The sequence below is a fragment of the Terrihabitans rhizophilus genome (assembly GCF_033898525.1).
GTDB classification, from domain to species: Bacteria; Pseudomonadota; Alphaproteobacteria; order Rhizobiales; family Methylopilaceae; genus Flaviflagellibacter; species Flaviflagellibacter rhizophilus.
In genome coordinates this window covers 1-19,256 of record NZ_JAXAFJ010000002.1, presented here as the reverse complement: position 1 = coordinate 19,256, position 19,256 = coordinate 1, and the positions used below count along the sequence as shown (strand labels likewise).

34 protein-coding genes are annotated in these 19,256 nt (G+C 63.4%); all 34 read right to left on the bottom strand.

All coding sequences use genetic code 11. The features are described from left to right. Nucleotide 1 precedes the first annotated feature (1 nt). The gene (locus tag SCD90_RS03585; protein ID WP_319843271.1) at nucleotides 2-406 is read right to left on the bottom strand and encodes a lysozyme inhibitor LprI family protein; all 405 of its coding nucleotides are present in this window, start codon (nucleotides 404-406) and stop codon (nucleotides 2-4) included. After that, entirely contained in the window at nucleotides 403-780 is a 378-nt protein-coding gene (gene crcB, locus SCD90_RS03580; protein WP_319843270.1) for a fluoride efflux transporter CrcB, read from the bottom strand. The genes SCD90_RS03585 and crcB overlap by 4 nt, the downstream gene beginning before the upstream one ends. 10 nt (nucleotides 781-790) lie before the next feature. After that, nucleotides 791-1,324, bottom strand: coding sequence for a chromate transporter (locus SCD90_RS03575; RefSeq protein ID WP_319843269.1), 534 nt, complete (start codon nucleotides 1,322-1,324; stop codon nucleotides 791-793). After that, on the bottom strand, nucleotides 1,321-1,893 hold the full coding sequence (locus SCD90_RS03570; protein WP_319843268.1) for a chromate transporter: 573 nt from the start codon (nucleotides 1,891-1,893) through the stop codon (nucleotides 1,321-1,323). The genes SCD90_RS03575 and SCD90_RS03570 overlap by 4 nt, the downstream gene beginning before the upstream one ends. A gap of 45 nt (nucleotides 1,894-1,938) precedes the next feature. Then, nucleotides 1,939-3,264 (bottom strand): replication-associated recombination protein A, encoded by a 1,326-nt coding sequence (locus SCD90_RS03565; protein WP_319843267.1) that lies wholly within the window; start codon nucleotides 3,262-3,264, stop codon nucleotides 1,939-1,941. After that, nucleotides 3,264-4,676 carry a Do family serine endopeptidase gene (locus tag SCD90_RS03560; protein WP_319843266.1) on the bottom strand — a complete coding sequence of 471 codons (1,413 nt, stop codon included), beginning with the start codon at nucleotides 4,674-4,676 and terminating at the stop codon, nucleotides 3,264-3,266. The genes SCD90_RS03565 and SCD90_RS03560 overlap by 1 nt, the downstream gene beginning before the upstream one ends. Nucleotides 4,677-4,841: 165 nt before the next feature. Continuing rightward, nucleotides 4,842-5,261, bottom strand: a complete 420-nt coding sequence (gene rplQ / locus SCD90_RS03555) for a 50S ribosomal protein L17 (RefSeq protein ID WP_319843265.1) — start codon at nucleotides 5,259-5,261, stop codon at nucleotides 4,842-4,844. 40 nt (nucleotides 5,262-5,301) lie between these two features. After that, nucleotides 5,302-6,375, bottom strand: coding sequence for a DNA-directed RNA polymerase subunit alpha (locus tag SCD90_RS03550; RefSeq protein ID WP_319843264.1), 1,074 nt, complete (start codon nucleotides 6,373-6,375; stop codon nucleotides 5,302-5,304). Nucleotides 6,376-6,400: 25 nt separating this feature from the next. After that, nucleotides 6,401-6,790, bottom strand: coding sequence for a 30S ribosomal protein S11 (rpsK, locus tag SCD90_RS03545; RefSeq protein WP_319843263.1), 390 nt, complete (start codon nucleotides 6,788-6,790; stop codon nucleotides 6,401-6,403). A 78-nt stretch (nucleotides 6,791-6,868) separates the two neighbouring features. Then, a complete protein-coding gene (rpsM, locus tag SCD90_RS03540) occupies nucleotides 6,869-7,237 on the bottom strand; it encodes a 30S ribosomal protein S13 (RefSeq protein WP_319843262.1) in 369 nt (122 codons plus the stop codon). Between the two features lie 167 nt (nucleotides 7,238-7,404). Continuing rightward, entirely contained in the window at nucleotides 7,405-7,998 is a 594-nt protein-coding gene (locus SCD90_RS03535) for an adenylate kinase (protein ID WP_319843261.1), read from the bottom strand. Further along, nucleotides 7,995-9,329 carry a preprotein translocase subunit SecY gene (gene secY, locus SCD90_RS03530; RefSeq protein WP_319843260.1) on the bottom strand — a complete coding sequence of 445 codons (1,335 nt, stop codon included), beginning with the start codon at nucleotides 9,327-9,329 and terminating at the stop codon, nucleotides 7,995-7,997. Before secY ends, SCD90_RS03535 begins: the two co-directional genes overlap by 4 nt. Nucleotides 9,330-9,370: 41 nt before the next feature. Next, complete coding sequence (rplO, locus tag SCD90_RS03525) at nucleotides 9,371-9,856, bottom strand: 50S ribosomal protein L15 (RefSeq protein ID WP_319843259.1); 486 nt, start codon at nucleotides 9,854-9,856, stop codon at nucleotides 9,371-9,373. 152 nt (nucleotides 9,857-10,008) lie between these two features. Beyond that, nucleotides 10,009-10,242 carry a 50S ribosomal protein L30 gene (gene rpmD / locus SCD90_RS03520; RefSeq protein ID WP_319843258.1) on the bottom strand — a complete coding sequence of 78 codons (234 nt, stop codon included), beginning with the start codon at nucleotides 10,240-10,242 and terminating at the stop codon, nucleotides 10,009-10,011. 16 nt (nucleotides 10,243-10,258) lie between these two features. Continuing rightward, entirely contained in the window at nucleotides 10,259-10,888 is a 630-nt protein-coding gene (rpsE, locus tag SCD90_RS03515) for a 30S ribosomal protein S5 (protein ID WP_319843257.1), read from the bottom strand. 27 nt (nucleotides 10,889-10,915) lie between these two features. Continuing rightward, nucleotides 10,916-11,275 (bottom strand): 50S ribosomal protein L18, encoded by a 360-nt coding sequence (rplR, locus tag SCD90_RS03510; RefSeq protein WP_319843256.1) that lies wholly within the window; start codon nucleotides 11,273-11,275, stop codon nucleotides 10,916-10,918. Between the two features lie 11 nt (nucleotides 11,276-11,286). After that, a complete protein-coding gene (rplF, locus tag SCD90_RS03505; RefSeq protein ID WP_319843255.1) occupies nucleotides 11,287-11,820 on the bottom strand; it encodes a 50S ribosomal protein L6 in 534 nt (177 codons plus the stop codon). 26 nt (nucleotides 11,821-11,846) lie between these two features. Beyond that, nucleotides 11,847-12,245: a 30S ribosomal protein S8 gene (gene rpsH, locus SCD90_RS03500; RefSeq protein WP_319843254.1), complete on the bottom strand. Its 399-nt coding sequence runs from the start codon at nucleotides 12,243-12,245 to the stop codon at nucleotides 11,847-11,849. Between the two features lie 13 nt (nucleotides 12,246-12,258). Then, on the bottom strand, nucleotides 12,259-12,564 hold the full coding sequence (rpsN, locus tag SCD90_RS03495) for a 30S ribosomal protein S14 (protein WP_319843253.1): 306 nt from the start codon (nucleotides 12,562-12,564) through the stop codon (nucleotides 12,259-12,261). A 19-nt stretch (nucleotides 12,565-12,583) separates the two neighbouring features. Next, nucleotides 12,584-13,144: a 50S ribosomal protein L5 gene (gene rplE / locus SCD90_RS03490; protein ID WP_319843252.1), complete on the bottom strand. Its 561-nt coding sequence runs from the start codon at nucleotides 13,142-13,144 to the stop codon at nucleotides 12,584-12,586. After that, nucleotides 13,137-13,454, bottom strand: coding sequence for a 50S ribosomal protein L24 (gene rplX, locus SCD90_RS03485; RefSeq protein ID WP_319843251.1), 318 nt, complete (start codon nucleotides 13,452-13,454; stop codon nucleotides 13,137-13,139). Before rplX ends, rplE begins: the two co-directional genes overlap by 8 nt. Next, nucleotides 13,454-13,822 carry a 50S ribosomal protein L14 gene (gene rplN, locus SCD90_RS03480; protein ID WP_319843250.1) on the bottom strand — a complete coding sequence of 123 codons (369 nt, stop codon included), beginning with the start codon at nucleotides 13,820-13,822 and terminating at the stop codon, nucleotides 13,454-13,456. The genes rplX and rplN overlap by 1 nt, the downstream gene beginning before the upstream one ends. Nucleotides 13,823-13,887: 65 nt before the next feature. Next, nucleotides 13,888-14,145 (bottom strand): 30S ribosomal protein S17, encoded by a 258-nt coding sequence (gene rpsQ / locus SCD90_RS03475; RefSeq protein ID WP_319843249.1) that lies wholly within the window; start codon nucleotides 14,143-14,145, stop codon nucleotides 13,888-13,890. Nucleotides 14,146-14,154: 9 nt separating this feature from the next. Beyond that, on the bottom strand, nucleotides 14,155-14,406 hold the full coding sequence (gene rpmC / locus SCD90_RS03470; RefSeq protein WP_319843248.1) for a 50S ribosomal protein L29: 252 nt from the start codon (nucleotides 14,404-14,406) through the stop codon (nucleotides 14,155-14,157). A gap of 5 nt (nucleotides 14,407-14,411) precedes the next feature. Then, a complete protein-coding gene (rplP, locus tag SCD90_RS03465) occupies nucleotides 14,412-14,825 on the bottom strand; it encodes a 50S ribosomal protein L16 (RefSeq protein WP_319843247.1) in 414 nt (137 codons plus the stop codon). A 29-nt stretch (nucleotides 14,826-14,854) separates the two neighbouring features. Then, a complete protein-coding gene (gene rpsC, locus SCD90_RS03460) occupies nucleotides 14,855-15,565 on the bottom strand; it encodes a 30S ribosomal protein S3 (protein WP_319843246.1) in 711 nt (236 codons plus the stop codon). Continuing rightward, complete coding sequence (rplV, locus tag SCD90_RS03455; protein WP_319843245.1) at nucleotides 15,565-15,945, bottom strand: 50S ribosomal protein L22; 381 nt, start codon at nucleotides 15,943-15,945, stop codon at nucleotides 15,565-15,567. The genes rpsC and rplV overlap by 1 nt, the downstream gene beginning before the upstream one ends. A gap of 4 nt (nucleotides 15,946-15,949) precedes the next feature. Continuing rightward, nucleotides 15,950-16,228, bottom strand: coding sequence for a 30S ribosomal protein S19 (gene rpsS, locus SCD90_RS03450; RefSeq protein ID WP_319843244.1), 279 nt, complete (start codon nucleotides 16,226-16,228; stop codon nucleotides 15,950-15,952). Between the two features lie 12 nt (nucleotides 16,229-16,240). Beyond that, nucleotides 16,241-17,074, bottom strand: coding sequence for a 50S ribosomal protein L2 (gene rplB / locus SCD90_RS03445; protein ID WP_319843243.1), 834 nt, complete (start codon nucleotides 17,072-17,074; stop codon nucleotides 16,241-16,243). A 19-nt stretch (nucleotides 17,075-17,093) separates the two neighbouring features. Next, entirely contained in the window at nucleotides 17,094-17,390 is a 297-nt protein-coding gene (locus tag SCD90_RS03440; RefSeq protein ID WP_319843242.1) for a 50S ribosomal protein L23, read from the bottom strand. Continuing rightward, nucleotides 17,387-18,010 (bottom strand): 50S ribosomal protein L4, encoded by a 624-nt coding sequence (gene rplD / locus SCD90_RS03435; protein WP_319843241.1) that lies wholly within the window; start codon nucleotides 18,008-18,010, stop codon nucleotides 17,387-17,389. The genes SCD90_RS03440 and rplD overlap by 4 nt, the downstream gene beginning before the upstream one ends. After that, entirely contained in the window at nucleotides 18,010-18,801 is a 792-nt protein-coding gene (rplC, locus tag SCD90_RS03430; RefSeq protein WP_319843240.1) for a 50S ribosomal protein L3, read from the bottom strand. The genes rplD and rplC overlap by 1 nt, the downstream gene beginning before the upstream one ends. A gap of 14 nt (nucleotides 18,802-18,815) precedes the next feature. Continuing rightward, nucleotides 18,816-19,124 (bottom strand): 30S ribosomal protein S10, encoded by a 309-nt coding sequence (gene rpsJ / locus SCD90_RS03425; RefSeq protein WP_319843239.1) that lies wholly within the window; start codon nucleotides 19,122-19,124, stop codon nucleotides 18,816-18,818. Nucleotides 19,125-19,180: 56 nt separating this feature from the next. Beyond that, on the bottom strand, nucleotides 19,181-19,256 hold a 76-nt coding region (locus SCD90_RS03420; RefSeq protein ID WP_159731174.1), incomplete at its 5' end, for an EF-Tu C-terminal domain-related protein.

The following is a 19,256-nucleotide window of genomic DNA, read 5'->3' as shown; positions in this document are numbered from 1 at the left end:
TTCATCGTGCCAGACAGGCGGAATTGTCCGCCTGGACGCAAGCCGCATGGGCCTGCAGCTCGCCGGTGCGGCGCGCCGTCAGCTCCGTCCGGCATTGCTGGACAAGCAAGGGATGCACGCTGCCACCCCTGCTCTCCACTGTCTTGAAGTCGCATTCTGCATCGCGCAGGGCAAGCCATGCACGCTGTGCTTTCGTGAGGAGTGTCTGGCGCTCGGCTTCGTTCTCAAGTTCGCGACGCAGATCCGCATAGGCCGCATTCAAGGCCGCGTCGGCCTGCATGAACGCCTCGCCGGCGCACCTGTTCATGTCCGCTTGAGTGTTCGCTTGGGCGCAATCCTGAGCGGCTGCCGGGACGGCGAGCCCGAGGAAAATGATCAGCACATGCGGCAGTTGCTTCAGCATCATGCCAGCGCCCGCCCGATCAAGAGACCTGCTGCCAGAGCAAGAATCGCCAGGCACACCGAGCCGAGAACATAGAAAACGGCTGCGACACCGGCTCCGCGCTCCCACAGAGTTACCGCATCGAGGGAGAACGTGGAGAAGGTGGTGAAGCCGCCAAGAACGCCGGTGGTGAGGAACAGCATCGCGTTCGGCACTGCGACCGCACGCGCCCCAGCCCATCCCACGAGCAGCCCCATCAGGAGCGAACCCGCCACGTTGATGCCGAAGATGCCCCAGGGAAATTCGGCGCCAAATGCACGGAGTGCGGCACTGTTCAGAACATGGCGGAGCGCCGCCCCAAGACCGCCCCCGACGAAGACCAGCGCCACCGCCTGCATGAACCTCTCCCTAAACCACGCCGAGATAACCCAGCACGCCCGCCACGGCGAGCGGGATCAGGGGATGGATGCGGGTGAACATGACCAGCAGGAAGGTCGATGCCATGGCCAGACCCTGCTGCCATGTGGCCAGTGTGCTCGTCGACAGAACGAAGGCACCGGCGGCCACAAGGCCAACCGTCAGCGGGATGAATCCGGCCTGAAGGGCCTTTCGCCACCGTGCTTGGCTGAACCGCCTCCAGGCGCCCGCGACTGCGTAAGCCAGCGCGAAGGTTGGTACGATCAGCGCCAACGTCGCGGTGAGCGCTCCCAGGATTCCCGCGACCTGCCAGCCGACCAAGGTCACGATCATGAAGTTTGGTCCGGGGGCGGCCTGCGCGATGGCAAACAGTTGCGTGAACTGCGTGTTGCTCATCCAGCCATGCGCCTCCACCGCCTGCCGCTGCATCTCGGGCAGGATGGTGTTGACGCCGCCGAAGGCGATGATGCCCAGCAATGCGAACTCGCGCGCGAGTTGGCCGAGGGGCTCCTCTTCCGCGCTCAAAGGGCTGCTCTCACGAGCCGGAACCAGGCATAGGCGACACTAAGGGGAGCGAGCACGCCGAGCGTGGGCAACAGGGGAAGCCGCAGAACGCCGACGCAGACGAACGCCGCCGCCGCGAAGCCAAGACCGATCCACTCACCCTTCAAGGTCAGGATCATCTTCACCGCAAGCGCCACGATCAAGCCGATGGCCGCTGCGCTGATGCCGTGAAGGGCTCCCTGAATTCCCGGGAGATCCTGAAAACGCTCAAAGAACATCGCCATCAATATGACGATGCCGAACGGGCCGAGGATCAGGCCCAGCACGCCTGCCAGCGCACCTGCGAAGCCGTGGTACCGGTGTCCAAGGATGACGGCCATGTTGAGGATGTTGCCGCCGGGCAGCGTCTGGGCCAAGGCCATGATCTCGTTGAACTCAATCGGCGTCAGCCATCTGCGCCGCTCCACGAGCATCCAGCGCGCCCAGGGAATCACGCCCCCGAAGCCGACCACGCTGATCCCGAAGAATCCAAGAAAGAGCTCCTTCACGGAGGGATGCGGCCGATCCTGTGGCACATCGGCAGCGCTCACCAATCCACTCCACCGAATGGCGCCGTCGTCCCGGAGGCTGACATGTCAGGCGTTCCGTTCACGCCGCAAGCGCTCCCAATAATCCAGCCTCTTGCGAAGCTCCCGCTCGAAGCCCCGTTCCACCGGCTCGTACAGGACCGGCCGCGCCATCCCTTCAGGAAAGTAGTTCTGGCCTGAAAAGGCGTCGGGCATGTCATGGTCGTAGGCATAACCGTCGCCGTAACCCTCATCCTTCATCAAGCCGGTCGGAGCGTTCAGGATGTGCTTTGGCGGAACCAGCGACCCCCCGCTCTTCGCCAAGGCACGTGCGCGCTTGTAGGCGACGTAGACCGCAGCGGATTTCGGAGCTGTCGCAAGATAGACGCAGGCTTCAGCCAGCGCGAGTTCACCCTCCGGCGTGCCCAGATGCTCGTAGGCTTCACGCGCCGCGTTGCAGACCACCAAGGCCCGAGGGTCGGCGAGGCCGATGTCCTCCGACGCCATGCGCACCAGTCGGCGCGCGAGGTAGAGCGGATCTTCCCCTGCATCCAGCATGCGGGCGAGATAATAGAGCGCGGCATCGGGGTCCGAGCCCCGCACGGATTTGTGCAAAGCCGAGATCAGGTTGTAATGGCCATCCTGCGACTTGTCGTAGATGGGTGCACGGCGCTGGACCACCTCCTGCACGCCTTCGAGGTCGAACACCTCGCCTGGGCGCGCGGCACGCCAGAGTTCCTCGGCGAGCGTTAGAACCGCCCGACCGTCGCCATCTGCCATGCGGACCAGCGAGGCACGTGCCTCCTCGTCGAGCGGAAGACCCACGCCCTCGATCTCCTCGGCCCTCGACAGGAGGCGGCTGATCGCCTCGTCATCCAGAGAGCGGAACACCATCACCCGGGCGCGGGAGAGGAGCGCGGCGTTCAGCGCGAAGCTGGGGTTCTCCGTGGTCGCGCCGACCAGGGTGATGGTGCCGTCCTCCATGAAGGGCAGGAAGGCATCCTGCTGCGCCCTGTTGAAGCGGTGGATCTCGTCCACGAAGAGCAGCGTGCCCTGCCCGGTCTGCCGGCGGCCGCGCGCCGTCTCGAAGATCTTCTTCAGATCAGCAACGCCGCTGAAGATGGCAGAGATCGGTTCGAAGAAGAGGCTCGTCTCGCCGGCCAGGAGGCGGGCCACGGTGGTCTTGCCCGTGCCCGGCGGCCCCCAGAAGATCAGGGAGCCGATGCTGGCGGAATGGAGAAGCCGGGCCAGCGCCCCGCCTTCTCCGACCAGATGATCCTGCCCCACGACCTCCGCAAGCTTGCGCGGGCGCAAACGGTCGGCCAACGGGCGCGGCGCCGCCTGTTCCAGACCAGCGGCCTCGAACAGGTTGGCGCCTCTCGCCCCCGCGGCCATCAGAAGCGGAAGACCTGGGTGAGTACCTGACCGCCGCGCCCGATCGATACCTTCCAGAAACGCTGGCGCTCCTGGTTCATTTCGGCGAGTTCACGAACGCTGCCGACAGGCTGGTCGTTGATGGCCAAAACGCGATCACCACGCTGTATGCCGAGACGCCCGGCGATCGAAGCGCGCGCAACGTCCATGACGATCACCCCCGTGGGCTGTCCGCCGATGCCGAGTTCTTCGCTGACGGCCGGCGAAAGGTTCACCACTTTGGCACCCGCGAACGGGCCTTCGCCCTCGATCACACGCTCGTCGCGCGGCGTGGTTTCCGGGGCAGGCTGCACCTTCAGCGTGGCTGCCGTCTCCTTGCCATCACGCACGAAGTTCAAGCGTGCGCTGGAACCCAGCGGCTTGATCGTCAGCTGGTAGGTCAGGGCCATCGTGTCCTCGACGGCGCGACCATCTATAGAGGTGACAAGGTCGCCCGCCTTCAACCCGGCTTCTGCGGCGGGCGAATTCGGCTGCACATCGACGATCAACGCTCCGATGGGACGGTCCACGCCAAGGCTCTCGGCGATCTCTCGGGTGACCTGCTGCGTCTCCGCGCCGAACCACGGACGCCGCACCGTTTTGTCGCCACCACGCGCGGCGTCGAGCACGAGACGGACTATCGGCGTCGGGACCGCGAAGCCGATGCCATCCGACCCGCCGGACTTCGAGAAAATGGCGGTGTTGATGCCGACCAGCTTGCCGCCCATGTCTACGAGAGCGCCGCCGGAATTGCCCTGGTTGATCGCCGCGTCGGTCTGCAGGTAGACGCTCGCGCCGCCTTCCTTGTTCTGGACCCGGCGAACCGCCGACAGGATGCCCTGCGTCACCGTCTGGCCGAGGCCGAATGGATTGCCGACGGCAAGCACCACGTCTCCGACCTCGACGTCATCAGTCTCCGCGAGCGGCAGGATCGGGAACCCGCCCTTTCCTTCCAGGATACGCAGGACGGCGATGTCACTTGCCGGATCGGTCAATACGATGTCGGCGTCGAATTCTCGCTGATCAGCAAGCGAGACACGCACATCGGTCATGCCTTCGATGACATGATTGTTGGTGACGATAAGCCCCGAGGCGTCGACCAGCACGCCGGAGCCGAGCGAGCGTTGCAGACGCTCACGCGGCATGGACGGCATCTGGCGGCCGAAGAATTCCTGAAGAAGTGGGTCTTCGAACGGGAACGCGCGCACGCGCTGCTGCGGCACCACGCGTGACGCGTAGACATTGACCACGGCCGGCGAGACCTGGCGCGCCACGGGAGCGTACGACAAACGAACATCGCCCGTGCTGGCCGGGACTGCCCTTTGCTGCGCCTGAGCGGACTGCACGGTGACGGCCGACGCGGCGACCAGCAATGCAAGCACCGACGCTTTCATCAATCGAGATGTTGCCGGCATGGGCCTCATGAACGTCATCAACGAATCCTCAAACATCATCCCGCCCGCTCTGTTTATAAGGCCCAGAGCAAATCCATTGAAGCGTCCCAGCGAAACGAAAAAAGGCGGCCGGAGCCGCCTTTGATCAAGTCTGTAGCCAGCCTATCAGGCGGCGGCGTCTTCCGAAGCATCGGAGCGGGCAGCGTCAACCGCGCCCTTTGCGTTGATGTCGCGATCGAGAAGCTCGATCACCGCCACAGGCGCGTTGTCGCCATAGCGAAAGCCTGCCTTGATGATGCGGGTATACCCGCCATTGCGCTCCGCGTAACGCGGACCGATCACGTCGAACAGCTTCTTCACTGCAGGCAGGTGCCGGATCTCGGCGATCGCCTGACGGCGGGCGTGCAAGTCACCACGCTTGCCGAGAGTGATCAGCTTCTCGACCACCGGGCGAAGATCCTTCGCCTTCGGCAGCGTCGTCGTGATCTGCTCGTGTTCGATCAGGGAGATCGCGAGGTTCGAGAACATCGCGCTCCGATGGCTCTGCGTCCGGTTGAAACGGCGGCCGCGCTTGCCGTGCATCATTGTCGTTTATCCTTTTACGCCGTGTGTCGCCGTTCGGCGCTCAGTAATGCTCTTCGAAGCGCTTCGCCAGCTCTTCGATGTTCTCCGGCGGCCAGCCGGTCACTTCCATGCCGAGGTGCAGACCCATCTGCGCCAGCACTTCCTTGATCTCGTTCAAGGACTTGCGGCCGAAGTTCGGCGTCCGCAGCATCTCCGCCTCGGTCTTCTGAACGAGATCGCCGATATAGACGATGTTGTCGTTCTTCAGGCAGTTGGCCGAGCGAACCGACAATTCGAGCTCGTCCACCTTCTTGAGGAAGGCAGGGTTGAACGCCAGCTCGGGAATGGAGGTGCGCTCCGCTTCCTTCTTCGGCTCTTCGAAGTTGACGAAGACTTCGAGCTGGTCCTGCAGGATGCGGGCGGCATAGGCCAGCGCATCATCCGGAGTGACCGAGCCGTCCGTCTCGACCGTGACGGTCAGCTTGTCGTAATCGAGGATCTGACCCTCGCGGGTGTTCTCGACCTTGTAGGACACCTTGCGGACCGGCGAGTAGAGGCTGTCGATCGGGATCAGTCCGATCGGGGCATCCTCTGCGCGGTTGCGGTCTGCCGGCACATAGCCCTTGCCGGTGTCGACCGTGAACTCCATGCGCACATCCGCGCCCTCGTCGAGGGTGGCCAGCACGTGGTCCGGGTTCAGCACAGCGACGTCGCCGGTAACCTGGATATCACCAGCGGTGATCACGCCGGGACCCTGCTTGCGCAGCGTCATCCGCTTGGGACCTTCGCCCTGCATGCGAATCGCGATGTCCTTGATGTTCAGGATGATGTCGGTGACATCTTCGCGCACACCGGCGATGGACGAGAACTCGTGCAGCACGCCATCGATCTGCACCGAGGTCACGGCCGCGCCCTGAAGGGACGACAGCAGCACGCGACGGAGTGCATTGCCGAGGGTAACACCAAAGCCGCGCTCGAGCGGTTCGGCCACCACGGTGGTGAAGCGCTGCGGATCGCGGCCGGGGCTGACTTCGAGCTTGTTTGGCTTGATCAGGTCTTGCCAGTTCTTCTGGATCACGGCGGCACCTTCTAAAATGTGGCGCGGCGCCCCGTATGGACGCCGAAAGGCGGGCATGAAGCCCGCCATCTGCAAAGCGTGGTCAGACGCGGCGGCGCTTGCGCGGCCGGCAGCCATTGTGCGGGATCGGCGTCACGTCCCGAATGGACGTCACGGCAAAGCCCGCAGCCTGCAGCGCGCGGAGAGCGGACTCACGACCCGAACCCGGACCGCGGACCTCAACCTCAAGTGTGCGCATGCCGTGCTCGGCAGCCTTCTTGGCCGCATCTTCGGCCGCCATCTGGGCGGCGAACGGCGTGGACTTGCGGGAGCCCTTGAAACCCATCGTACCGGCGGACGACCACGAAACCGTGTTGCCCTGGACATCGGTGATGGTGATCATCGTGTTGTTGAACGTGGCATTCACATGGGCGACGCCAGACACGATGTTCTTGCGTTCGCGACGGCGGACGCGCTGCACTTCCTTGGCCATATCTTCTTTCCTCTGGTCCTTCGGTCGCGCCCGTAATGCCGGGCGCTAGGGACGGGCCGGTCCTGCCGGCCCAGGCAATTACTTCTTCTTGCCGGCGATCGGCTTTGCCTTGCCCTTGCGGGTACGGGCATTCGTGTGCGTGCGCTGACCGCGGACCGGAAGGCCACGGCGGTGACGCAGGCCACGGTAGGAGCCAAGATCCATCAGGCGCTTGATGTTCATGGAAACATCGCGGCGCAGATCGCCTTCGACCATATACTCACGGTCGATGGTTTCACGGATCTGGATCACCTCGGCGTCGGTCAGCTCGTTCACGCGGCGCTCTGCCGGGATGCCAACCTTCTCCGTGATCTCTTCGGCCTTCTTGGCGCCGATACCATGGATGTACTGAAGCGCGATGATCACGCGCTTGTTCGTCGGAATGTTCACACCAGCGATACGCGCCACGTGCAGTCTCCCAGTTCGCCCGAGGGCCGTTGTGTTGATCGGGCAGTGATGCCCGGATTCTTCAGCCCCGGCAAAACGAAAACGATGCCGGACCCGTGGGGACCCGGCACCGAAGCAAAGCTATCGGCGGTCAAGGGCCCGGATATAGAGGGCATACGCCCTCGAAGTCAACCTCTTGCTGCCTCTAAGCGGACATCAAGAATGGATTCGATTTCGCGGCTCACGCGATCCACCGGCGCCATGCCATCGACGGTGCGGAGAAGGCCCCGCGCCTCGAAATAGGCAACCAGCGGAGCCGTCTGCTCACGGTAGACTGCAAGCCTCTTTGCAAGTGCCTCGGCATTGTCGTCGGCCCGAGGCCCCCCGGGGGTCTCTCCCGCCCGCTTCTCGATGCGCGACAGCAGAATGCCCTCATCGACCTTGAGTTCGATCACGGCGTCGAGGCCGAGCCCGTTCTCCTCAAGCATCTGCTCGAGCGCTTCCGCCTGCCGGACGGTCCGGGGAAACCCGTCAAGGATGAACCCGCGCCGCGCGTCCGGCTGCTGGATGCGATCCGCGACGATGCCGACGACGACTTCGTCGGGCACAAGCTCGCCGCTGTCCATGATCGCCTTTGCACGCAGACCGATCTCGGTCCCGGCGGCAACCGCAGCCCGCAGCATGTCACCGGTCGAGAGCTGCACAATCTCGTAGCGTTCCACGAGGCGCAGCGCCTGAGTGCCCTTGCCTGCTCCCGGCGGCCCGAGAAGAATCAGCCTCATCGGCGCCCTCCCCGCAGCTTGGCCTTCTTGATCAGGCCCTCGTACTGGGCCGCATAAAGATGGCCCTGCACCTGCGCGACCGTATCCATGGTAACGCTGACCACGATCAGCAGCGAGGTGCCACCGAAGTAGAACGGAACCGAAGCATAGGAAATCAGGATCTCGGGGATCAGGCAGACGAGCGCCAGATAGGCGGCGCCGATCACCGTGATGCGCGTCAGGACGTAGTCGATGTACTGCCCCGTGCGCTCGCCGGGCCGGATGCCCGGCACGAACCCGCCGTACTTCTTGAGATTCTCAGCCGTTTCCTGCGGATTGAACACGATGGCCGTGTAGAAGAACGCGAAGAACACGATAAGCGCGACATAGAACGCCATGTAGAGCGGGCGACCGTGGCCGAGATAGGTCGTGATCGTCGTGAGCCATTCCGGTCCGCCTGCGGCGGAGAAGCTGGCAGCAGTGGTCGGCAGCAAAAGAAGCGAGGAAGCGAAGATCGGCGGGATAACGCCGGCGGTGTTGAGCTTCAGCGGAAGATGCGAGTTCTCGCCGCCCGTCATGCGCGTGGCCGAGACCTGGCGCTTCGGGTACTGGATCACGATGCGGCGCTGTGCGCGCTCGACGAAGACGATCAGTGCAATCACGGCCAGGGCCATGATCATCACACCGAGGATCAGCGGCGTGGACAAGGCACCCTGACGTCCGAGCTCGAGCATTCCCGCAATCGCGGAAGGAAGCTCCGCCACGATGCCGGCGAAGATGATCAGCGAAATGCCGTTACCAATACCACGGGCGGTGATCTGCTCACCCAGCCACATCAGGAACATGGTGCCGCCGACGAGCGTGATGACCGTCGACAGATAGAAGAACGGGCCGGGTTCCAGAACAACATTGGTGGCACTGGCCAGTCCGGCCGCGATCCCGTAGGCCTGCACGGTCGCAAGCAGAACGGTGCCGTAGCGCGTGTACTGGTTCAGAACCTTGCGGCCCTGCTCGCCTTCCTTCTTCAAGGCTTCGAGACGCGGGGAAACCGACGTCATCAGCTGGATGATGATGGAGGCCGAGATATAGGGCATGATGTTGAGGGCGAAGATGGCCATACGGCCGACCGCACCCCCGGAAAACATGTTGAAGAGCCCGACTATGCCCTGGCTCTGCTGGCGGAACACATCCGCCAGCGCATCGGGATTCAGGCCCGGCAGCGGAATATAGGTGCCGAGCCGGTAGATGATCAGCGCGCCCAGCGTGAACCAGATTCGCTTCTTCAGCTCCGTGGCCTTGCCGAAGGCCCCGAAGTTCAGATTCGCCGCAAGCTGTTCAGCCGCCGATGCCATAGCACGCCGCTCCGATCTCTACTGTACTGTCCGCGATCCGCTCAGGCGTCGGCCACTTCGGCCTGCGGAGCAAGGATCTTGACGGAACCGCCCGCCTTTTCGATCGCCTCGAGCGCCGACTTGGAAGCCGCATAAACCTCGAAGGACACGTTCTTCGCCGTCAGTTCGCCCTTGCCGAGCAGCTTGACGCCGTCACGCTTGCGGCTGAGCACGCCGGCTGCAACCAGGCTGTCGACCGTGACCGGCTGTGCAACGTCGATCTTGCCCGCGTCGATGGCGGTCTGGATCCGGTCGAGGTTCAGCTCGTTGAAGTCCTTGCGGAAGATGTTGACGAAGCCGCGCTTCGGCAGACGACGATGCAATGGCATCTGACCGCCTTCGAAGGCATTGATAGCAACACCCGAGCGAGCCTTCTGGCCCTTCACGCCGCGTCCGCCGGTCTTGCCCTTGCCGGAGCCAATGCCGCGGCCGACACGCATGCGCTTCTTGGAAGAGCCGGCGTTGTCCTTGATCTCGTTCAGCTTCATCTTCTGCTCCGTCTGGCTCGCTCGCGCGCGATCGCGATGTCGCGCATCACTCAAGAAGACCGCTCACGCCAGGGGGAGCAGTCCGCAACTCGCTTACAATCTTAGAGGTGCCGCGTAAAGCGGCGGCCCGGAACTTGTCCGGGCCGTTGTCTTCAGGCTTCGTCCACGATCCGGACGAGATGCGCGACCTTCGCGATCGCGCCGCGCACTGCGGCGTTATCCGGCAGCGTCTTGCGGCGGCCGATCTTGTTGAGACCAAGGCCGATCAGCGTGCGCTGCTGGTGGTCAGGCCGGCGGATATGGCTGCCGGTCTGCTCGACGGTGATGCTGCCGGCCGAGTTGATCGAGCCGGCCGCGGGCGCTGCCTTGTTCGGGGTTTTTGCCATGATGTGCTCTCCCAGATCAGGCTTCCACAGGCTCGCTGGCGTCGAAATCACGACGGCGAGACTGCAGGGCCGAGACCTTCAGGTTGCGGCGAGCGGCCACGGAGCGCGGGCTGTCTTCAGCCTGCAAAGCCGCGAACGTCGCGCGAACCATGTTGTACGGATTGGACGAGCCGAGCGACTTCGCCACCACGTCCTGGACACCAAGCGTCTCGAACACAGCACGCATCGGGCCGCCAGCGATGATGCCGGTACCTGCCGGTGCCGCCCGCACAATGACCTTGCCGGCGCCCCAGCGGCCCGAAACGTCATGATGCAGCGTGCGACCCTCGCGCAGGGCAATCCGGACCATTCCGCGCTTAGCGGCCTCGGTTGCCTTGCGGATAGCCTCCGGCACTTCGCGGGCCTTGCCGTGACCGTAGCCGACGCGACCCTTCTGGTCACCGACGATGACGAGTGCCGCGAAACCGAAGCGACGGCCGCCCTTCACCACCTTGGCGACGCGGTTGATGTGCACCAGCTTGTCTACGAACTCGCTGTCGCGCTCCTCGCGCTCGGGACCGCCCCGGCCCCTACCGGGACCGCGACCGTCGCCACGCTGAGCGCGCTGCCCGTCGTTGCTGCGCGGGCCTCTCGGCTCGTTTGCCATATGTCTCGTCCTCTTCCCGTACGGGACTTAGAAGTTCAGGCCGCCCTCGCGGGCGCCGTCGGCGAGCGCCTTGACGCGCCCGTGATAAATGTAGGAACCGCGGTCGAAGACCACGTCCGTGACGCCAGCCTGCGTTGCACGCTCGGCAATCAGCTTGCCGACCGCAGACGCCGCATCGACATCGGCGCCCGTCCGGGTGCGGAGATCCTTTTCGTTCGACGACGCCGCAGCCAGGGTATGGCCGCGCACATCATCGATGATCTGCGCATAGATATGCTTCGACGAACGGAACACCGACAGGCGCGGGCGTCCTGCCGTCGCGACCTTCCGAAGGGCGCGGCGGACGCGGTTCTTGCGCCGGGTGGCCGCCTTGAGATCCTTGACCATCGTGCGCTCCGTTACTTCTTCTTGCCTTCCTTACGGAAGATGAATTCACCGGCATAGCGCACGCCCTTGCCCTTATAGGGCTCCGGCGGACGCCATTCGCGGATCTCGGCCGCCACTTGGCCGACCTGCTGCTTGTTAATGCCCGAGACCGTGACTTCGGTGGGCTTGCCGGCGACGATCGAGATGCCATCCGGGATGGCATAGGTCACGTCGTGGCTGTAGCCGAGCGCGAGTACCAGGTTCTTACCCTGCACCGACGCACGATAGCCTACGCCCTCGATCTCCAGCTTCTTCTCGAAGCCGGTGGTCACGCCAACCGCCAGGTTCTGAACCATGCTGCGCGACAGACCCCACTGGGATCGTGCACGCTTGGTTTCATGACGAGGCGTGACGCGAACCGCGCCATCTTCCAACTTGCCTTCGATGTCCTCATGGAGAACGAAGGACAGTTCGCCCTTCGGACCCTTGAACTTCACCGTCTGACCATCGACCGTAGCCGTCGCACCCTGCGGGACCGAGATCGGTTTCTTGCCAATGCGCGACATGGCGCTTTCCTTATTCGTATGCCGGTTCAGAAAACCGTGCAGAGAACTTCGCCACCCACGTTCTGCTCGCGAGCTTCGTGGTCAGCCATGACGCCCTTCGGCGTGGAGACGATCGCCACGCCGAGTCCGTTGGACACGCGGGGCAAATTCTTCACCGAGGCATAAACCCGACGGCCCGGCTTCGAGACGCGGGCGATCTCGCGGATCACCGGCGCGCCGTCGAAGTACTTGAGTTCGATCTCGAACTCCGTACGGCCGGCGTCGAACTCGGCCGAGGAATAGCCGCGGATATAACCTTCCGTCTTCAGCACGTCGAGCACATGGGCCCGAAGCGTGGAACCGGGGGTCGTGACGCTGGTCTTGCGCCGCATCTGCGCGTTGCGGATGCGGGTCAGCATATCGCCGAGCGGATCAACCATGCTCATGGTCGTGTTCTCCTTACCAGCTCGACTTGACCAGGCCAGGGATCAAACCCTTGTTGCCCAGTTCACGAAGTGCAATGCGCGACATCTTCAGCTTGCGATAGTTCGCGCGCGGACGGCCGGTGATCTCGCAGCGCAGACGCACGCGGATCTTGGACGAGTTGCGCGGCAGTTCCGCAAGCTTGAGGCGCGCCTCGAAGCGCTCCTCGATCGGACGGTTCTGATCGTCGGCAACCGCCTTCAGCTCGGCGCGCTTGGCGGCGAACTTGACGACCATCGCCTTGCGGCGATTATTCTTTTCGATCTGGCTCTTCTTCGCCATCGGTCTCTCCTCTCGCCGCTCAGGTCCGGAACGGGAAGTTCAGGCTGCGAAGCAGTTCGCGAGCCTCGTCATCCGTCCGCGCGGTCGTCGCGACGATAATGTCCATGCCCCAGATCTGCTCGACTTGGTCGTAGTTGATCTCCGGGAAGATGATGTGCTCCTTGATGCCCGTGGCGAAGTTGCCGCGGCCGTCGAAGCTCTTGGGGTTCAGGCCGCGGAAGTCGCGAACACGCGGCAGCGCCACGTTCACGAAGCGGTCCAGGAACTCCCACATGCGCGTCTTGCGCAGCGTCACCTTGGTGCCGACCGACTGGCCTTCACGAAGCTTGAACGTCGCGATCGAGGTGCGTGCCTTGGTGATCACCGGCTTCTGGCCGGCGATACGTGCCAGATCGGCAGCCGCCGAAACCACCTTCTTGGAGTCAGCGACAGCTTCGCCGACGCCCATATTGATGACCACCTTGTCGATGGTCGGCACCTGCATGACGTTCTCGTAGCCGAACTTTTCGGTCATGCTCTGGCGGACGGTGCTCTCGTAGAGCTCCTTCATCCGCGGCGTGTAGTTCACAGTATCAAGCATCGATCCGCTCTCCCGAGCGCTTGGCAACGCGGACCTTGCGGCCATCGTCCAGGGTCTGGAAGCCAACGCGCGTGGCCTTGCCCGTGGTGGGATCGGCGAGCGCGATGTTCGACAGGTGGATGGTGCCTTCCTTGTGGATCAGGCCGCCTTCCTGGGACTGGGTCTGGCGCTGGTGACGAACCACCATGGCGACGCCCTTCACAACGGCGCGCTCATCCTTCGGCATGACCTGCAGGACCTCACCGGTCTTGCCCTTGTCCTTGCCCGAAAGCACGACGACCTTGTCGCCCTTCTTAATCTTGGCCGCCATTACAGCACCTCCGGCGCGAGCGAGATGATCTTCATGTGGTTGCGGGCGCGCAGTTCGCGCGGCACCGGTCCGAAGATACGGGTCCCGATCGGCTCGCCTTCCTTGTTCACGAGAACGGCGGCGTTCCGGTCGAACCGGATCACCGAACCGTCGGGGCGCTTGATGTCCTTGGCGGTGCGAACGATCACCGCCTTCATCACTTCACCCTTCTTAACGCGGCCGCGCGGAATGGCCTCCTTCACGGAGACGACGATGATGTCGCCAACGGAGGCATACTTACGCTTCGAACCGCCAAGCACCTTGATGCACATGACACGACGCGCGCCGGAATTATCGGCAACGTCGAGGTTCGATTGCATCTGGATCATGGCATCACTTCCTCTTTAATGACGAACCGGTTTCCCCGAAGGGACCTGTCCCGCCATACCCAGTCTCAGACGTTTTCTTCAGCTGCTGCGGCAGCGGATTCGACAACCCGCCAGCGCTTCTGCTTCGAGATCGGTGCGCTCTCCTCGATGGAGACCTGATCACCGATCTTGAACACGTTGTTCTCGTCGTGTGCGTGATAGTTCTTTGTGCGCCGCACCGTCTTCTTGAGAAGAGGATGCGTGAAACGGCGCTCGACCTTCACGACCACAGTCTTATTGTTGGTGTCGCTGACAACGACGCCGCGGAGAATGCGCTTCGGCATGATTTACCCTCAGGCCTTCGCCTTCGCCGCCGCGCGCTTGCCGCGCGGCTTGGTTTCAGTAGCACCCTCTTCGAGGGCCCGCTCGCGAGCAACCGTATTGAGGCGCGCGATATCGCGGCGGATCTCACGGAAGCGGTTCGTGTTCTCGAGCTGGCCCGTCGCGCGCTGGAAGCGCAGGTTGAACTGCTCGCGCTTCAGCTTCAGGACCTCGTCGGAGACCTGGTCGGCGCTGAGGCCACGGATGTCGATGATCTTCGTCATTCCATTCACTCCGCGATGCGCGCAACAAAGCGCGTACGGATCGGCAGTTTGGCAGCCGCGAGACGCAGCGCCTCGCGGGCCACCTCTTCGCTCACGCCGTCGAGTTCGAACATGATGCGGCCAGGCTTGACCTTCGCCGCCCAATACTCGATCGCGCCCTTACCCTTGCCCATGCGGACTTCGGTCGGCTTCGCCGTCACCGGAACGTCCGGGAAAATGCGGATCCAGACGCGGCCCTGGCGCTTCATCTCACGCGTTAGCGCGCGGCGAGCCGCCTCGATCTGACGCGACGTGATGCGCTCGGGCTCCATCGCCTTCAAACCGAAGGTTCCAAAGTCCAGATTCGTCCCGCCCTTGGCGACGCCGGAAATGCGTCCCTTGAACTGCTTGCGGAACTTGGTGCGCTTCGGTTGAAGCATGATCTTTCCTCACTCAATCCCGGAACGGATCAGGCCGTTTCGCGCTCGCGGCGCCCACGGTTGCTGGAACCCTCACCCTCGGCCAGGCGCTTCTCCTGCGCCATCGGGTCGTGTTCCATGATCTCGCCCTTGAAAATCCAAACCTTGACGCCGCAGGTGCCCATCGCGGTGTGCGCGGTCGAAACCCCGTAGTCGATGTCGGCGCGCAGCGTATGCAGCGGCACCCTGCCCTCGCGATACCATTCGGTACGCGCGATCTCCGCGCCACCGAGACGGCCGGAGCAGGTGATGCGAATGCCTTCCGCGCCAAGGCGCATCGCTGACTGAACAGCGCGCTTCATAGCACGGCGGAACGCCACGCGACGCTCTAGCTGCTGGGCGATTGAGTCGGCAACCAGCTGCGCATCGACCTCAGGCTTGCGCACTTCGACGATGTTGATGTGGACATCGCTGTCCGTCATCGAACCGACCTTCTTGCGCAGCTTCTCGATATCGGCGCCCTTCTTGCCGATGACAATACCCGGACGAGCCGAATGTATGGTCACGCGGGCCTTCTTGTGCGGACGCTCGATGACGATCTTCGAGACCGCCGCCTGCTTCAGATCCTTGAGCAGGGCGTCACGGATCTTCATGTCTTCGTGCAGCAGCCGGCCGTATTCGTTACCCTGCGCGAACCAACGCGAATCCCAGGTACGATTGATGCCGAGGCGCAGCCCGATCGGATTGACCTTCTGTCCCATTATGCGGTCTCCCGAACCTGACGAACCACGATCGTGAGGTTCGAAAACGGCTTTTCGATGCGGCCGACGCGGCCACGGGCACGCGGCGAAAACCGCTTCATGACCAGCGCCTTGCCAACGTGAGCCTCGGCGACGACCAGATCGTCGACGTCCAGGCTGTGGTTGTTCTCGGCATTCGCGATGGCGCTTTCGAGCGTCTTCTTGACGTCCTTGGCGATCCGCTTGCGCGAGAACTGGAGATCGGCGAGCGCAGTCGCGACCGCCTTGCCGCGGATCAGCTGCGCCACCAGGTTCAGCTTCTGCGGGCTGACCCGGATCAGGCGGGTCTTGGCCTGCGCCTCGTTTTCAGGGAGGCGGCGCTCACGAGCTTGCTTGCCCATCGGATTACTTCCTCTTGGCCTTCTTGTCCGCCGCATGACCGTAATAGGTCCGCGTCGGAGCGAATTCGCCGAGCTTGTGGCCCACCATCTCTTCCGAGACGAAGACCGGAATGTGCTTCTGACCGTTGTGGACGCCGAAAGTAAGGCCCACGAACTGCGGCAGAATGGTAGAACGCCGGCTCCAGGTCTTGATGACCTCGGCGCGGCCGGACCCGCGGGCGGCATCTGCCTTCTTGAGCAGATATCCGTCGACGAAAGGTCCCTTCCAGATGGAACGTGCCACGATCCGATCCCCTTACTTCTTCCTGGCGTGCCGGCTGGACACGATGAACTTGGTCGTCGACTTGTTGCGACGCGTCTTCTTGCCCTTGGTCGGCTTGCCCCACGGTGTAACCGGATGACGGCCGCCCGAGGTGCGGCCTTCGCCGCCGCCGTGCGGATGGTCGACCGGGTTCATGGTCACGCCGCGATTGTGCGGACGACGACCAAGCCAGCGTGAACGACCAGCCTTGCCAAGGTTCTGGTTCGAATGGTCCGGGTTGGATACCGCACCAATCGTCGCAAAGCACTGGCCGTTGATCAGCCGCTGCTCGCCAGAATTGAGGCGGAGCGACACGTAACCCTGGTCACGACCGACGATCTGAGCGTAAGCACCAGCCGAGCGGGCGATCTGCCCACCCTTGCCGATCTTCATCTCGATGTTGTGCACGACCGTGCCCACCGGGATGCTCTGGAGCGCCATGGCATTGCCCGGCTTTACGTCGGCCAGCTGGCTGGCGATCACCTGATCACCCGTCGCAAGGCGCTGGGGAGCCAGGATGTAGGCCAGCTCGCCATCCGCATACTTCACCAGCGCAATGAACGCCGACCGGTTCGGATCGTACTCGATGCGCTCGACGGTCGCCGGAATGTCCAGCTTGCGGCGCTTGAAGTCGACCACGCGGTAGGTGCGCTTGTGACCGCCGCCACGGAAACGGACCGTGACGCGACCCGTGTTGTTGCGGCCGCCCTTGGAGAACAAGCCTTCCGTCAGCGTCTTTTCCGGCTTGCCCTTGTACAGGTCAGACCGGTCGACGAGGACCAGCTGACGGAGACTAGGGGTGACGGGTTTAAAGTGCTTGAGTGCCATTTTCTGTGCCCTCGCCCGCTCAGAGACCAGACGTCACGTCGATCGAGTGGCCCTCGGCGAGGGTCACAACGGCCTTCTTGACATCACCCTGCTGGCCAAGCCTTCCCTTGAAGCGCTTCACCTTGCCCTTGCGGACGAGGGTGTTAACGCCGGTCACCTTCACGTCGAACAGCTTTTCGACCGCCTCTTTGATCTGAGGCTTGGTCGCCGTCTTGGCGACGCGGAAGACAACCTTGTTGTATTCGGACGCCATCGTCGCCTTTTCGGTGATGATCGGCGAAATGATCACGTCGTAGTGGCGCGGATCCTTGCTCATTTGAAACGCTCCTCGAGCGCGTCCACCGCAGCCCTGGTGAGCACGAGCGTATCGCGCCGCAGGATGTCATAGACGTTGATGCCCTGGACCGGCAGCACGTCCACATAAGGAACGTTGCGCGCCGCGCGGCCAAGATTGGTTTCCACTTCCGCGCCGTCGACGATGAGAGCCGACTGCAGGCCCAACTTGACCATGGTCTCGCGGAACGCCTTGGTCTTGGCTTCCGCCAGGGCCGCGTTCTCGACGATGATCAGGCCGCCGTCCTTCACCTTGGCCGAAAGAGCCAGGCGAAGACCGAGGGCGCGCACCTTCTTCGGAAGGTCATGCGCATGGCTGCGCACCACCGGACCGAAGGCACGACCGCCGCCGCGGAACTGCGGAGCGGACGCAGCGTGGTGACGAGCGCGGCCCGTGCCCTTCTGCTTGTACATCTTCGACTTGGTGCGGTTCACCTCGGAACGACCAAGCGACTTGTGCGTGCCTGCCTGGCGCTTAGCGAGCTGCCAGCGAACCACACGAGCCAGGATGTCCGCGCGCGGCTCCAGACCGAAGATCGTGTCCGATAGGGTGACGTTGCCGGCGTCTTCGCCCGCAAACGTCTTGACGCTGATATCGACCATCAGACGGCCTCCCCATCAACAGTGTCGGGACCGGTCGCGGCGTCTTCGGCGTTCTTCGCCTCGACGTCGGCCACGTTGTCCTCGTCCGCGTTCTTCGCCGAAGCCTTGGCTTCATCCTGCAGCCGGAACTTGCCGGGCGTCGGGATGCCGTCGGGAAGCTTGCGCTTCACAGCGTCACGAAGCTCGATCCAACCGCCGGCCGGGCCAGGAACCGCACCCTCAACAAGGATGAGGCCGCGCTCGACATCGGTCCGGACGACCTTCAGGTTCTGCGTGGTGACACGCTCGACACCGAGATGACCAGCCATCTTCTTGTTCTTGAAGACCTTGCCGGGATCCTGGCGGCCGCCGGTCGAACCGTGCGAACGGTGCGAGACCGACACGCCGTGGGTTGCACGGAGACCACCGAAGTTCCAGCGCTTCATGGCGCCGGCGAAGCCCTTACCGGTCGAGGTGCCCGTGACATCCACGAACTGACCAGCCAGGAAATGGTCCGCCGTGATCTCGGCACCGACGGGGATCAGCCCATCGGCCGGAACGCGGAATTCCACGACCTTGCGCTTCGGCTCGACCTGAGCCACCGCGAACTGGCCGCGAGCCGCCTTCGAGACATTCTTCGCCTTGCGCAGGCCAGCACCGAGCTGGAGCGCGACATAACCGTCCTTCTCGATCGTGCGGTGGGCAACCACCTGGCACTGATCGAGCTTGAGGACCGTGACCGGCACATGTTCGCCAGCATCCGTAAAGATGCGCGTCATGCCGACCTTCTGGGCAATTACACCGGACCGCATTGTTGCCGTCCCTCTCAGAGCTTGATCTCGACATCCACGCCGGCGGCGAGGTCGAGCTTCATCAGCGCGTCCACCGTCTGCGGGGTCGGATCGACAATGTCGAGAAGACGCTTGTGCGTGCGCATTTCAAACTGCTCGCGGCTCTTCTTGTCGACGTGGGGGCTACGGTTGACCGTGAACTTCTCGATCAGCGTGGGCAGCGGGATGGGTCCGCGAACGCGGGCTCCGGTGCGCTTTGCCGTCGAGACGATCTCGCGGGTCGATGCATCGAGTACACGATGATCGAACGCCTTGAGCCGGATTCGGATATTCTGACCGTTCATGTCAGCCTCGATTGTGATGGAACCGGCCATGGCCGGCCCCGTCACAGCTACGTTGATTACTCGATGATGCTTGCGACGACGCCGGCGCCAACCGTGCGGCCGCCTTCACGGATGGCGAAGCGCAGCTTCTCC

Coding starts and splice junctions, on each gene's coding strand:
- SCD90_RS03585 (WP_319843271.1), bottom strand. CDS start 406: ATGATGCTGAAGCAACTGCCGCATGTGCTGATCATTTTCCTCGGGCTC.
- crcB (WP_319843270.1), bottom strand. CDS start 780: ATGCAGGCGGTGGCGCTGGTCTTCGTCGGGGGCGGTCTTGGGGCGGCG.
- SCD90_RS03565 (WP_319843267.1), bottom strand. CDS start 3,264: ATGGCCGCGGGGGCGAGAGGCGCCAACCTGTTCGAGGCCGCTGGTCTG.
- SCD90_RS03560 (WP_319843266.1), bottom strand. CDS start 4,676: ATGAAAGCGTCGGTGCTTGCATTGCTGGTCGCCGCGTCGGCCGTCACC.
- rplQ (WP_319843265.1), bottom strand. CDS start 5,261: ATGATGCACGGCAAGCGCGGCCGCCGTTTCAACCGGACGCAGAGCCAT.
- SCD90_RS03550 (WP_319843264.1), bottom strand. CDS start 6,375: ATGCCCGCCTTTCGGCGTCCATACGGGGCGCCGCGCCACATTTTAGAA.
- rpsK (WP_319843263.1), bottom strand. CDS start 6,790: ATGGCCAAGGAAGTGCAGCGCGTCCGCCGTCGCGAACGCAAGAACATC.
- SCD90_RS03535 (WP_319843261.1), bottom strand. CDS start 7,998: ATGAGGCTGATTCTTCTCGGGCCGCCGGGAGCAGGCAAGGGCACTCAG.
- secY (WP_319843260.1), bottom strand. CDS start 9,329: ATGGCATCGGCGGCTGAACAGCTTGCGGCGAATCTGAACTTCGGGGCC.
- rplO (WP_319843259.1), bottom strand. CDS start 9,856: ATGAAGCTGAACGAGATCAAGGACAACGCCGGCTCTTCCAAGAAGCGC.
- rpmD (WP_319843258.1), bottom strand. CDS start 10,242: ATGGCAAAAACCCCGAACAAGGCAGCGCCCGCGGCCGGCTCGATCAAC.
- rpsE (WP_319843257.1), bottom strand. CDS start 10,888: ATGGCAAACGAGCCGAGAGGCCCGCGCAGCAACGACGGGCAGCGCGCT.
- rplR (WP_319843256.1), bottom strand. CDS start 11,275: ATGGTCAAGGATCTCAAGGCGGCCACCCGGCGCAAGAACCGCGTCCGC.
- rplF (WP_319843255.1), bottom strand. CDS start 11,820: ATGTCGCGCATTGGCAAGAAACCGATCTCGGTCCCGCAGGGTGCGACG.
- rpsH (WP_319843254.1), bottom strand. CDS start 12,245: ATGAGCATGGTTGATCCGCTCGGCGATATGCTGACCCGCATCCGCAAC.
- rpsN (WP_319843253.1), bottom strand. CDS start 12,564: ATGGCGAAGAAGAGCCAGATCGAAAAGAATAATCGCCGCAAGGCGATG.
- rplE (WP_319843252.1), bottom strand. CDS start 13,144: ATGCTTGATACTGTGAACTACACGCCGCGGATGAAGGAGCTCTACGAG.
- rplX (WP_319843251.1), bottom strand. CDS start 13,454: ATGGCGGCCAAGATTAAGAAGGGCGACAAGGTCGTCGTGCTTTCGGGC.
- rplN (WP_319843250.1), bottom strand. CDS start 13,822: ATGATCCAGATGCAATCGAACCTCGACGTTGCCGATAATTCCGGCGCG.
- rpsQ (WP_319843249.1), bottom strand. CDS start 14,145: ATGCCGAAGCGCATTCTCCGCGGCGTCGTTGTCAGCGACACCAACAAT.
- rpmC (WP_319843248.1), bottom strand. CDS start 14,406: ATGACGAAGATCATCGACATCCGTGGCCTCAGCGCCGACCAGGTCTCC.
- rplP (WP_319843247.1), bottom strand. CDS start 14,825: ATGCTTCAACCGAAGCGCACCAAGTTCCGCAAGCAGTTCAAGGGACGC.
- rpsC (WP_319843246.1), bottom strand. CDS start 15,565: ATGGGACAGAAGGTCAATCCGATCGGGCTGCGCCTCGGCATCAATCGT.
- rplV (WP_319843245.1), bottom strand. CDS start 15,945: ATGGGCAAGCAAGCTCGTGAGCGCCGCCTCCCTGAAAACGAGGCGCAG.
- rplB (WP_319843243.1), bottom strand. CDS start 17,074: ATGGCACTCAAGCACTTTAAACCCGTCACCCCTAGTCTCCGTCAGCTG.
- SCD90_RS03440 (WP_319843242.1), bottom strand. CDS start 17,390: ATGAGCAAGGATCCGCGCCACTACGACGTGATCATTTCGCCGATCATC.
- rplD (WP_319843241.1), bottom strand. CDS start 18,010: ATGGTCGATATCAGCGTCAAGACGTTTGCGGGCGAAGACGCCGGCAAC.
- rplC (WP_319843240.1), bottom strand. CDS start 18,801: ATGCGGTCCGGTGTAATTGCCCAGAAGGTCGGCATGACGCGCATCTTT.
- rpsJ (WP_319843239.1), bottom strand. CDS start 19,124: ATGAACGGTCAGAATATCCGAATCCGGCTCAAGGCGTTCGATCATCGT.